General features: G+C 61.6%; 10 protein-coding genes and 1 pseudogene. 5 read left to right on the top strand and 6 right to left on the bottom strand.

Annotated elements, in window-relative coordinates:
• Positions 1–88: 88 nt before the first annotated feature.
• The 3 genes from PSH78_RS10195 to mapR all read left to right on the top strand — a co-directional run bounded on the left by PSH78_RS10195 (position 89) and on the right by mapR (position 3,492).
• Entirely contained in the window at positions 89–322 is a 234-nt protein-coding gene (locus tag PSH78_RS10195; protein ID WP_305500209.1) for a DUF3203 family protein, read from the top strand.
• A 193-nt stretch (positions 323–515) separates the two neighbouring features.
• Positions 516–1,928 carry a cytochrome c oxidase accessory protein CcoG gene (gene ccoG, locus PSH78_RS10190; RefSeq protein WP_305500208.1) on the top strand — a complete coding sequence of 471 codons (1,413 nt, stop codon included), beginning with the start codon at positions 516–518 and terminating at the stop codon, positions 1,926–1,928.
• Positions 1,929–2,082: 154 nt separating this feature from the next.
• On the top strand, positions 2,083–3,492 hold the full coding sequence (mapR, locus tag PSH78_RS10185; protein WP_305500207.1) for a GntR family transcriptional regulator MpaR: 1,410 nt from the start codon (positions 2,083–2,085) through the stop codon (positions 3,490–3,492).
• Positions 3,493–3,641: 149 nt separating this feature from the next.
• On the opposite strand, the gene PSH78_RS10180 is transcribed toward mapR, so the two are convergent.
• Together PSH78_RS10180 and PSH78_RS10175 are read right to left on the bottom strand one after the other, a co-directional pair.
• Positions 3,642–4,388, bottom strand: coding sequence for an SDR family oxidoreductase (locus PSH78_RS10180; protein WP_305500206.1), 747 nt, complete (start codon positions 4,386–4,388; stop codon positions 3,642–3,644).
• Positions 4,389–4,486: 98 nt separating this feature from the next.
• On the bottom strand, positions 4,487–5,365 hold the full coding sequence (locus PSH78_RS10175) for a Dyp-type peroxidase (RefSeq protein ID WP_305500205.1): 879 nt from the start codon (positions 5,363–5,365) through the stop codon (positions 4,487–4,489).
• 226 nt (positions 5,366–5,591) lie between these two features.
• On the opposite strand from PSH78_RS10175, the gene ampC reads away from it, so the two are divergent.
• Positions 5,592–6,740: a class C beta-lactamase gene (ampC, locus tag PSH78_RS10170; protein ID WP_305500203.1), complete on the top strand. Its 1,149-nt coding sequence runs from the start codon at positions 5,592–5,594 to the stop codon at positions 6,738–6,740.
• A 151-nt stretch (positions 6,741–6,891) separates the two neighbouring features.
• On the opposite strand, the gene PSH78_RS10165 is transcribed toward ampC, so the two are convergent.
• The 4 genes and pseudogenes from PSH78_RS10165 to PSH78_RS10150 form a co-directional block, all read right to left on the bottom strand.
• Complete coding sequence (locus PSH78_RS10165; protein ID WP_305500201.1) at positions 6,892–7,440, bottom strand: DUF4174 domain-containing protein; 549 nt, start codon at positions 7,438–7,440, stop codon at positions 6,892–6,894.
• A gap of 136 nt (positions 7,441–7,576) precedes the next feature.
• Positions 7,577–8,935: pseudogene (locus PSH78_RS10160) on the bottom strand (erythromycin esterase family protein).
• Positions 8,936–9,004: 69 nt separating this feature from the next.
• Complete coding sequence (locus PSH78_RS10155; protein ID WP_305500200.1) at positions 9,005–9,790, bottom strand: sulfite exporter TauE/SafE family protein; 786 nt, start codon at positions 9,788–9,790, stop codon at positions 9,005–9,007.
• A gap of 109 nt (positions 9,791–9,899) precedes the next feature.
• Complete coding sequence (locus PSH78_RS10150; RefSeq protein ID WP_305500198.1) at positions 9,900–10,649, bottom strand: hypothetical protein; 750 nt, start codon at positions 10,647–10,649, stop codon at positions 9,900–9,902.
• A gap of 299 nt (positions 10,650–10,948) precedes the next feature.
• On the opposite strand from PSH78_RS10150, the gene PSH78_RS10145 reads away from it, so the two are divergent.
• Entirely contained in the window at positions 10,949–12,097 is a 1,149-nt protein-coding gene (locus PSH78_RS10145; RefSeq protein ID WP_305500196.1) for an aldose epimerase family protein, read from the top strand.
• Positions 12,098–12,180 lie beyond the last annotated feature (83 nt).

Raw genomic sequence — 12,180 nt, 5'->3', positions numbered from 1 at the left:
GACGTGCGACCGACCGCTGATCAGCCGCAACGAACCCTGCTGGTGGCATGACACCTAACGTTCAGACATTGAAGGAAGGAGTATCACCATGGCTGTGCGCATCGATCACCAGATCTGTTACTTCGACACCCCCAAAGGCCAGGAGCAGCGGCCCGCGAGCGAACTGACGATCATCACCGACCCAGACAAGGCCATGTCAGCCGTGGAGCTTAATGGCGGGCGGGTCTACCTGACCGAGGCGGAAGTGGATGCGCTGACCGTGGCCGGGGCGGCTGACGGACGGCAAAACCTCAAGGCGACTGATAGCGACTCGGTGGTTTGAACCCTCTGTGGCAAGGGAGCTTGCCCCCTTGCCACAGAGTGTTGTTCGGTCATCGCTGGGGTGCAGCAAAGTGTCGCAGGGCCGGGGCCGCACGGTATCTGATCCGGTTTTTATCCCGTTACCTGAGTCTGTTATGCAAACAGTTCGATGGTCATAGTGCTCCGGCCAGATAGCGGCTGATGAGCGACCGACCATGAGCGAAAGAATCCCCGCCCAGTTGATACAGACCTTCGACCCCGCGCCCACGAGGATCAGGGCCAGGACTACCGACAACCTGATCCACACCCGTAGCTTCAGCGGTTTGTTTCGTACCCTGCGCATCAGCGGTGCCGGCGTCCTGTTCCTGCTGTTCTTCGGCACGGTGTGGCTGGACTGGAACGGTCGCCAGGCAGTGCTCTGGGATCTTTCCGAAAGCAAATTCCACATTTTCGGCGCGACCTTCTGGCCCCAGGACTTCATCCTGCTGTCGGCGTTGTTGATCATTGCCGCGTTCGGCCTGTTTGCGATCACCGTATTTGCCGGCCGTGTGTGGTGCGGATACACCTGCCCCCAGAGCTCATGGACGTGGATCTTCATGTGGGTCGAGAAGATCACCGAAGGTGAGCGCAACCAGCGGATCAAGCTGCAAGCCGCGCCGTGGGGTGTGAACAAAATGCTGCGACGCTCGGCCAAACATACGTTGTGGCTGGCCATCAGCCTGCTCACTGGCCTGACGTTTGTAGGCTACTTCACCCCGATCCGGCCGCTGGCGGAAGAACTGCTGACCCTGCAGCTGGCTGGCGTCAGCCTGTTCTGGGTACTTTTTTTCACCGGGGCGACCTACCTCAATGCCGGCTGGCTGCGCGAAGCCGTGTGCATGCACATGTGTCCTTATGCGCGGTTCCAGAGCGTGATGTTCGATAAAGACACACTGACTATTTCTTACGACGCGGCCCGTGGCGAAATTCGCGGACCGCGCAAACGCGATGCGGTCCCGGCCAACATCGGGTTGGGCGACTGCATTGACTGCCAGATGTGCGTACAGGTCTGCCCGACCGGCATCGATATTCGCGACGGTCTGCAAATGGAGTGCATCGGCTGCGCGGCCTGCATCGACGCCTGTGATTCGATCATGGACAAGATGGGCTACGCCCGTGGCCTGATCAAATACACCTCCGAACGTCAGTTGCAAGGCGGCAAGACTCACCTGCTGCGACCACGGCTGGTCGGCTACACGGCGGTACTGATGGTCATGATCGCTGCGCTGGCCCTGGCACTGGTGGAGCGGCCAATGGTGTCGCTGGATGTGAGCAAGGACCGTGGCCTGTTCCGTGAGAACAGCCAAGGCCAGATCGAAAACATCTACAGCCTGAAGATCATCAACAAGACCCAGCAACGCCAGGCGTACCAATTATCGCTGGTGGACGGCGCTGGTTTCGTCCTGCAAGGCAGGACGCAGCTGAGCCTGGCACCGGGAGAAATCGTCGACGTGCCGGTGTCGGTGGCGATGCTCAACGAACGGCCGGACAAAGGCTCGCAGGAACTGACGTTCAAGGTCGCCGACAGTGATGAGCCCGACATTTACAGCCAAGCAAAAAGCCGTTTTGTGGCACCGATGAATCGGTGAAGCCGTAAGATGCCTTGCTTTTGTGGGGAGCGAGCGTGCTCGCGATGGCGGACCGCCAGACGGCCTCAGCGTTGAATGTGCCGGCCTCATCGCGAGCAAGCTCGCTCCCACACTTAAAAGCGCGAACCACGCGTTATTCCAAACCGGGCCTGCCATGAAACGCTACGAAAAATTTGCCGACGATATCGCCGAACTGATCCGCTCCGGCATGCTCGGGCCCGGCCAACGGGTGCCGTCGGTGCGCTACGCCAGCCAGACCTACGGCGTCAGTCCGTCCACCGTGTTCCAGGCCTATTACCTGCTGGAGCGACGTGGCCTGATCCGCGCCCGGCCGCGCTCCGGCTACTTCGTCAATCATCACGCGCCGAGCCCGTTCTGCGAGCCGGTCGCCAGCAGCCAGGTCCACGAGTCCACCGAGGTCGACGTCAGCGAACTGGTATTTTCGGTGCTCGACTCGATCAAGGATCCGACGACCGTACCGTTCGGCTCGGCATTCCCCAGCCCGACGCTGTTTCCCCTGCAACGCCTGTCCCGCTCGTTGTCCAGCGCCACGCGGGACATGGATCCGCGCGTAGTGGTCACCGACATGTCACCGGGTAACCCTCAACTGCGCCGCCAGATCGCCCTGCGCTATATGGTCGGCGGGCTGATGCTGCCCATGGAGGAACTGCTCGTCACCAACGGCGCCCTGGAGGCATTGAACCTGTGCCTGCAAGCCGTGACCGAGCCGGGCGACCTGGTGGCAATCGAGGCGCCCGCGTTCTATGCCAGCCTGCAAGTGCTCGAACGGCTGAAACTCAAGGCGGTGGAAATCCCCGTCCACCCACGCGACGGCATTGATCTCGACGTGCTGGAACAGACGCTGGCGCGCCATCCGGTCAAGGCCTGCTGGTGCATGACCAGCTTCCAGAACCCGATTGGCGCGACCATGCCCGAAGCGCGCAAACAGGCCTTGGTCGAACTGTTGCGTCGCTACCAGGTGCCGTTGATCGAGGATGATGTCTATGCCGAACTCTACTACGGCCAGCAGGCACCCAAGCCGGCGAAAGCGTTCGACACCGAAGGCCTGGTGATGCACTGCGGCTCATTCGCCAAGAGCCTGGCCCCGGGTTACCGCATCGGCTGGGTCGCGGCCGGGCGCTACGCTCGCAAGATCGAACGACTCAAGTTGATGACCTCCCTGTGCGCCTCGATGCCGGCCCAGGCCGCGATCGCCGATTACCTGCAACATGGAGGCTACGACCGGCACCTGCGCAAGTTGCGCTACGCCCTGGAAGAACAGCAAAGCGCCATGCTCGCCGCCATAGCCCGGTATTTTCCGGCGCAGACTCGGGTGAGCCAGCCGGCGGGTGGTTACTTCTTATGGCTGGAGCTGCCGGAGCAGATCGATTCGCTGAAACTGTTCCAGATGGCCCTGGCGCAAGGCATCAGCATCGCACCGGGGCCGATCTTTTCAGCGACGCGGCGCTTCAGGAACTGTATTCGCCTGAACTATGGCGGGCCCTGGACCGATGTGTCGGAAAAGGCCATGGAGACGTTGGGGCGGATTATTCGATCGTTCTGAGTGCGATTTCGCCTTTGGGATTGCCTTCGCGAGCAGGCTCGCTCCCACACTGGATTTTGCTGCACACCTGAAATATGTGCCAAAAAGAGACCCGATGTGGGAGCGAGCCTGCTCGCGAAGAGGCCGGCACAGACAAGAAGAAACTGAGATCAGCGCCCGCCCCCCAGCTCCACAAACGTCCCGGTCGCATACGAAGCCTTGTCCGACAGCAGCCAGATAATCGCCTCGGCCACTTCGTCCGGCCGTCCGCCCCGGGCCATGGGGATCGCCGATTCCAGCTTGCTGACCCGCTCCGGATCGCCGCTGAGGGCATGGAAATCGGTGTAGATGTAGCCCGGGCGGACCGCATTGACGCGAATACCTTCGCCGGCGACCTCCTTGGAAAGGCCGACCGTGAAGGTGTCCAACGCGCCCTTGGAGGCCGCGTAGTCGACATACTCACCCGGTGCGCCCAAGCGCGCGGCAACCGAGGAAACGTTGACGATGCTGCCGCCCTGCCCGCCATGCCGGGGTGACATGCGCAGCACCGCCTGCTTGGCGCACAACATCGGCCCGAGCACGTTGGTCTTCAGGATCTTGAGCATGCGGAACTCGGACATTTCATCGAGTCGGGACTTGTGGGCAACCGTACCGGCGTTGTTCACCAGGGCGGTGACACGGCCCAGCTCGGTATCCACGCGGTTGAACAGGCCGACCACTTCGTCCTCGATGCTCACGTCGGCCCGCACCGCAATGGCCTGCGCGCCCTTGGCACGGATCTGGGCGAGCACATCCTGGGCAGCGTTTTCATCCGACTGGTAGTTGATGCAGATCCGATAGCCCAGGTCGGCCGCCAACAACGCCGTGGCCGCCCCGATCCCACGCCCGCCACCGGTGATGACGATGACTTTATCCACGCTTGCTCTCCCGTTTCCAGGCAAATACGTCGGGCCCAAGGATAGCGTTGACTCGACGATTTGCACAACGCGACCGGCCTGCCGGGGCGGGACGCTGCTTAGCGGGCGAGAGCCCGCAGGTCCAGGCGCCCGTCCAGCTGCGGCGGGCACCAGTAGTAACCACCGGTAATCGGCCGGCTCATGCGATACAGGCCATCGGTAATACCGTCCTCCAGACCGCTCATGCGCCGCAATTGCGCCTCGAAGGCGTCCAGGGAAAAACCGAACGCCAGGAACATCAGGCCAGCGCGGTCACCTTCGATCCAGGGCATGGAACGGCGTACGACAAAAGCCTCCGGAGCAAAGCTTTCCTGGGCCGTGCGCTTGACGTGGGCCGACTCAGGCGCATCTTCGAGCTCTTCGTTATCGCTCAGGCGCCGGCCCATGATGTTGTCTCGCTCATGGGGGTGCATCGCGGCGAAACCGTCCAGGTCATGCTGCCATTGCTGGATCGCAGCAAAACTGCCACCGCGCAGCCCGTCGTTGCCCTGGGCCAGGGCGGCGGCCACGGCCGCTTCGTCGTGAGGGTTTTCGGTGCCATCTTCGTAGCCGGTCAGGTCGTGGCCGGTCATGTGCCGAAAGGTTTCGTTCATCTGCACCAGACGCAGTGCCGGCGCCAATGCCGCTTCGATGGCGCGACTGCGGTGCATCAGTTCGCCCCGGTCCTCGCCGTGCAGCCAGCACCAGAGCGCGTGCTGGGTCGAAGGGTTGTCCACGCCGACGCCCGCCAGCGCCGGGAACGCGCGCAAGCCCTCGACCTTGGCGCCCAACGCCTGGACCAGCGACTCGCCAAAGCCGACTACCACGCGGCCATCCAGTTGCAACAACAGCTTGTCGATCGCAGCCGGCAGCGCCTCGACCGATTCCAGGGCAAAAAACAGATGACGGGCCTGAGGCGGAACAGGGGTGGCGAGAATGCCGGGCTGGTAGTAACTCATGGGAACTCCTTTGGAAAGAGCCGCGAGTTTACCCGGCGGCCGCCGCTTTGTGTGGTTCGGCTTGAGGCCGGTCGCGTCAGGCCGCCGGGCTTTTTTGTAGGAATGCTCCCGCATCCTTGTGGGACCACTCTGAACCTGGCCCTCTACTCGATCGCCTCGGATTGCCCGACAGCGGAAAACGTCCTAGATTGACCGCCCTCAAGGAAGGCTAACGAGAGCGGTCCAGATGCACATTGCCAAATCGATACTCGCCGGGACTTTTGTCCTGGCCTGCGGGACGACCCCGGGCTTCGCCCAGGAGCGCATTGAAGACACGGTCAATGCCGTTATCCAACCCTTGATGAAAGAGCAGGACATCGCGGGCATGGCCGTGGCGATCACGCACAACGGCCAGCGCCGGTTCTTCAATTATGGCGTTGCCTCCAAAGACACCAGAAAAGCCGTCACCGAGCAGACCCTGTTCGAAGTCGGCTCGATCAGCAAGACGTTTACCGCGACCCTCGGCGCCTACGCCCAGGCCCAGGGCAAACTGCAGCTGTCGGACCTCGCCGGTCGCTACGCCCCCGAACTGCGCGGCAGTGCCCTTGAAAACGCCCGCCTGCTCGATCTCGCCACCTATAGCGCGGGCGGCCTGCCATTGCAGTTTCCCGACGATGCCGACCATCCCGACCGGATGTTCGGCTACTACAAATCCTGGAAACCGCTCTACCCGGCCGGCACCCAGCGGCTCTATTCGAACCCGAGCATCGGCCTGTTCGGCTTCCTGGCGGCCCGCAGCCTGGGTCGACCGTTTGATGAGGTGATGGAACAGACGCTGATGCCGGGGCTGGGCCTCAAGCACAGCTACGTACACGTGCCACAAGATCAAATGGGAACCTACGCCCAAGGTTATGCCAAGGATGGCAAGCCTGTGCGGGTCGGGCCTGGCGCGCTGGCCTCCGAAGCCTACGGGGTGAAGATCAGCTCAGCGGACCTGATCCGGTTTGTCGAGGTCAATCTGCAGCCCGGGAAACTGGACGCGGATCTGCAGCAAGCCATTGCTACGACACAGACAGGTTTCTACAAGGTTGGAAGGATGCACCAGGGGCTGGGCTGGGAGTTCTACCTACCTCCGCTCACCCTCGATGGCTTGCTCGCCGGCAACACCCCACAAATGGCCCTGACGCCGCAAAAGGCCGAGCCGCTCACCCCACCGCTCCCGGCCCCCGACGGCGCCTGGATCAACAAGACAGGGTCGACCAACGGTTTCGGCGCATACGCAGCGTTCGTCGCTGGAGAGGACTTGGGGATCGTGATCTTGGCGAACAAGAACTACCCGATTGAAGCACGGGTGAGAGCCGCACACCAGATCCTGCTGGCATTAGAAGCGCGATGAGCTGCTTTTGTGGCGAGGGAGCTTGCTCCCGCTGGGTCGCGAAGCGGCCCCAAAGCTGTCAGGCGATGAGCCAGGAAGAAGCATAGGGCTGCTTTTCGCAGCCAGCGGGGATAAATCCCCTCACCACAAGGGGACTCATCGCCTTCAGGAATCAATCATCCAACGGCTTCGGCGCAGCCGCAGGCTTGGTCGCCTTGCCCGGCTTGACGCCTTTGGTGTCCTTGGCCGGCTCGGGTTCCGGCGCTGGCGGTGGGGTGGGCGCCGTGGCTTGTTTTTCCGTCTCGGGCAGCTTGTCGACGGTATCGAACAGCGCCTTCAGTTCGATCGCGCCGGAATGTTCAAGCTTCTTTTCCCCATCCTTGCCCACCAGGATGATCTTGGTCTGCGCTCCCGCTCCCAGCTTGAGGGAACGGATCAGCGCCATGGTGCTTTGCGGGTCGAGGTCCTTGCCATCACGCTGGCCGATGGTATTGAGCACGGTATAAAGCACCATGTTGCGCTCCGAGAAACCCTGCTTGCCCGCCGGCTCGTCCAAGGCTTTCTTCAGGCTGACCCACGCAGGATCGACAGAGCTGGGCGCAATGACAATCACGGGCCGGGCCTTGCCCACCTCCGCCACCAGGGGTGAGTCGCCATCGGCAGCGAACAACGGGCCGGCAATGGCCAGCAAGGTAGCGAAGGTCAACGACCGAATAAGCATGCGCCTCTCCTTTTGATAATTACGCTGTACTGATTGCACATGGCGGCGATTGTTCCGCGAGAGTCGCCCGATACCGCTATTGCCTGCCCTGAAGCTTAGGCCAACGGACTCATAGCGCAACCACGGCAGACCGGCATCAGAGGCCAAACGGGAAGGTGTCTTCCTCGCGCTCCAGCGTGTGCGGCGTGGGCAGCGGCGTGACGGCTTCGGTCTGCTCGAACCAGAGCCAGTCATCGAATTGCTCGGCCAGTACCGCTTCGAAATAATGACTCTGGCGTTCGGTTTCAGGGCGGTAGATCACCCCGATGGCGCGTTCGAGCAGCGGCTCGGACAGCACCTCCAACAGCGCCTCGTCCGGGTCGGTCCGCCAGTCCGTAAGCGATGCGCGAACACCCGCCAGCGAAAACTCCCGCTCCCAACTGCCGGCCAGCGCTGGCACCACCTGCTTGATTTTCATCGGCGCGTCCCAGTCGTCGGCCGCCGCCACGCTGCCACGGTCGGTGCCCATGCCCAGCAGCACCGCGCCACGGCCATAAGCCATGCGGCACAACTGGCCGATGTTGAACTCACCTTCCCAGCCCATTCGTGTCGCGGCGGCGTTGCCGATGTGGGAGTTATGCGCCCAGACGATCGCTTTCGCATTGGGCCCGCGATGCTCCAGCAGGCTTTGCAGGGTGTCGAACATGTGGCGGTCGCGCAGGTTCCAGGATCACTTGCCGCCGCGATACATGGCGCGGTAGTACTGTTCGGCGGCGCGTACGACGCGGGCGTTCTGCACCGCGCTGAAAAAGCCCTCGTCATCCTCGATCAACGGATCAAGGCGCTCGGCGAGCAGTGTGTTGAGCTGTTCGACCACGGCGTCTTCGCACGTCGCCAGGTTGCCGCGCTCGGTGAAATGGCCATACAGCGCCGGGTCGTCGTGCCAGGGCGTCAGGCAGCCATAACGATGGCGGGCGTCACGGGCCAGGTGGGGATGGCTCTTGTCGAGGTAATCGAGTACCTCGTCGATGGAATGGCGCAGGCTGTAGACGTCCAAGCCGCGAAACTCCACGCGATGAGCGTCAGGCTGGCCGAGGTTGTAGCCGCGTAACCAACGGACAAAGTCCTGGACATCGGTGTTGCGCCACATCCAGCTGGGAAACCGGGCGAACGCCTGCTGTTTCCAGGCCGAAGGCCCCAGGTCGCGCACGCAACGGTCGATTTGTCCGGCGTCGGGCCAGTCGGCTTCGACCGCGACAATGCCGAAGCCGTGACGCTCGATCAAGTGCCGGGTGATAGCAGCGCGGGTGCGGTAGAAATCATGGGTGCCGTGGCTGGCTTCGCCGATCAGCACGACCTTGGCATCGGCAAAGCGATCAAACATTTCGCCAAAGGTCGGGCTGTCCTCGGCAGGCAGCGGCTCGGCGTGACGGCGCAGGATGTCGGCGATGTCGGTGCGCGGTTCGGCGCGACGACGGCGCAGGCGTTGCAGCAGATCTCTGGCTGGGCTGTTCATGGATCGAGGCCTCATCAGTACCTGGTTTACAGGTATGACTATGCCGAGGCAGCCATGACTCCGACCAAATCAGAACGCGAGCTTGAAGCCGATCATGGCCAACATCACCGCCAGGCAAGGGCGCAGGAGTTCGTCGGAAATGCGTCCCGACAAGTGGCTGCCCAGATAGATGCCCGGCAACGAACCAATCAGCAGAAAGCCGAGGATGTGCCAGTCCATGTTACCCATGCTTGCGTGGCCAAGGCCCGCGACCAGGGTCAGCGGCACGGCATGGGCGATTTCGGTGCCGACCAGGCGCTTGGTGACCAGGAATGGATAAAGGATGAACAGCGCGACGGTGCCCAGGGCGCCGGCGCCGATGGACGTCAATGCGACCATCGTGCCCAGCACCAGGCCGGTGATGACAGTCAGCACGTTCAGCCGCGAGCCACTGGGGTTGTAGTGGCCGCCGGCGCGGTCATGGGCAAATTGCAGCAGGCGCTTCTTGAACAGGATTGCCAGGGCGGTGGCGAACAGCACGAAGCCCAGGGCTTGCTTGATGACCGCGTTCATCGCGTCGGGAGAACTGTTCAGGCTGCTGAGAAACCACAGGGTCAGCCCAACCGCCGGCACGCTGCCCAAAGTCAGCCAACCGGTGATGGCCCAGTCGATATTGCGGTTTTTCGCGTGGACCAGAACGCCGCCGGATTTGGTAATCGCCGCGTACAGCAGGTCAGTCCCCACCGCCGTCGCGGGGTTGATGCCGAACCACAATAAAATGGGCGTCATCAGCGATCCGCCGCCGACGCCGGTCATCCCGACGATGAAACCGACCACCAGTCCCGCTACGACTAAACCGACATTACCGAAATCCATCAAACCCGTCTCAGCGCGACCGCATGAAAAATCTGGCCGCGAGCATAGCGATTTTTCTTATAACTCCCTATATCGATGTGATCTATGTTTATTCCATTTGCACACGCAGCTACTGAACAGGCAAGAAATTGAGAAACAGCAGGCTCTGCGCATAATTCAAGCCGATTCGCCGATAGCGCTCGTCCAGCATCTGGGTCAGCAGGTCGAGGCGCGCGACGATCTTCCCGAACTCCACGGCAAAGCTCAGGTTGCTGCCCTCCTCTGAGATTTCATTGGAGAACAGCATCGGCGTGCCGTCCTTGTTCTGTCGCTGGCCCAACAGCCACGTGGCTTTCTCGATATTGCGCGCCGCGTTGCTGACGAAGCGCGGATCGATGGTGTCGGTCATGTAGAACTCGAGACGGTTGCCGTGAGCCGTCACCAGCATGCTGCCAATGGCATAGATGAACGCTCCGACCCGGTCACCGAGAAACTCGGGACTCATCGCATAGCTCAGCGCTGCCAGGTCCTTCCTGTTGCCCAGGGCCGGCAAGGGTTGCTGCTGTTCAATCGCCTCGCGCACTTGCTTGACGGCGATACGGGCGTCGAGAAAGCCGGATTTGCGCAGTTCTTCCGGGTTGCGCAGGTAGAGCTTGTGCATCAGCAGGTAAAGGCTCTGCAGGTTGTCATGCATCGACAGCGTGGCCATGCGGTCGACGCTGGTCTGCAAGAACTCCTGAGGCCTGGTATTGCTGAACTGGGTAACCATGTCCTGGCCTTGCTGATGGCTGCATCCGCCGCTGAGCATCAGCAACAGGCACGCCAGCAGCAAGCCGCAGCGACGTGGCAAGACCCTCACGGAATGTAAGACAGCGGCCATCGAATCTCGGTCTGGGCATGGGGGAAGCGGTGGGGAATCGCCGTTTCCTGGCCATGGATAGAGCGGCAAAAACCGTAAAAGTGCGGTAGCGGCCGTGAAAGTGCACGTTTGGCCAAGGCTCGCCTCGCTCAATTAGTCTTACTTTTTAATTGATAAATCTCGATTTATAGCTATAAATCCCTTCTCCACCCTCAAATAGAAAGACTACTGAACAGCAAAACCTTCATCGCTGTCCGACAGGTAACGGACTCGACCACGTTAAAAACAACAACAAAACAACAGGAAAGGAAGGTCACACCATGCTTGAATCCAGACATCTGCTCACGGCCCTCGGAGTCTCTCTGATGATTGCCACCTCTGCCCAGGCCGCCGGCCTGACCAATGAACGCGTTGCCTTCGGCAAGACCAACGACGGCACGCCGGTTGAAAAATACGTGCTGCGCAACAGCCACGGCGTCGAGGCGACCGTCATCACCTACGGTGGGATCCTCCAGTCGCTGATCGTGCCGGACAAAAACGGCATGACCGCGGACATCGTGCTCGGCTTCGACGATGTGCAGGGCTACCAGAAGAACGGCAACGTGTATTTCGGCGCGACCATCGGCCGCTTCGGCAACCGTCTGGCCGGTGGTGCGTTCGAGCTGGATGGCAAGCGTTACCAGGTGCCGCAGAACGACAAGGACAATTCCCTGCACGGCGGACCGCAAGGCTTCGACAAGCGTGTCTGGAAGGCCGAGCCGAGCAACGGCAAGGACTCGGTAGGCGTGACCCTGACGTATCTGTCGGCGGACGGCGAAATGGGCTTTCCCGGCAACCTGAAGACCGACGTCACCTACAGCCTCAACGACCAGAACGAATTGCGCATCGACTACAAGGCCAGCACCGACAAGCCGACCGTGCTGAACCTGACCAACCACAGCTATTTCAACCTGGCCGGCGCCGGTAATGGCGACATCCTCAAGCAAGTCGCGACGCTGCACGCGTCCCGCTACACCCCAGTGACCGCCAAGCTGATCCCCACCGGCGAGCTGGCGCCAGTAGCCGGCACCCCGATGGATTTCACCAAGCCCACGCCCATTGGCACGCATATCAAGGCTGATCATCCGCAGCTGAAATTTGCCGAACCGAAACAAGGCGGCTTCGATTTCAACTGGGTACTCGACGCCAAGGGCGACGTGAGCAAACTCGCCGCCGAGGTCCAGGATCTGCAGTCCGGACGGCGCCTGCAGCTCTATACCAGCGAGCCGGGCGTGCAGTTCTACACCAGCAACTTCCTCGACGGCACGATCAAGGGCAAGCAAGGCAAGGTCTACCCGCACTGGAGCGCGTTTACCCTGGAAACCCAGCATTATCCCGATTCGCCAAACCAGCCGTCCTTCCCTACCACGCGACTTGATCCTGGCCAGACCTACACCCAGACCATGGTGCTGAAGTTCTCGGCCGAGTAATCCTGCCACCAACCGATCGTTCCCGGCTTTAGCGCGGGAACGATCAAGGTTGGAACGCCTGGTCTATCCTGCTGCCACACGCT

Origin of the sequence: Pseudomonas sp. FP198 (assembly GCF_030687895.1) — a bacterium.
Classification (GTDB): domain Bacteria; phylum Pseudomonadota; class Gammaproteobacteria; order Pseudomonadales; family Pseudomonadaceae; genus Aquipseudomonas.
Note: the sequence above shows the minus strand (reverse complement) of the source record. Positions and strands in the feature narration are given on the sequence as shown.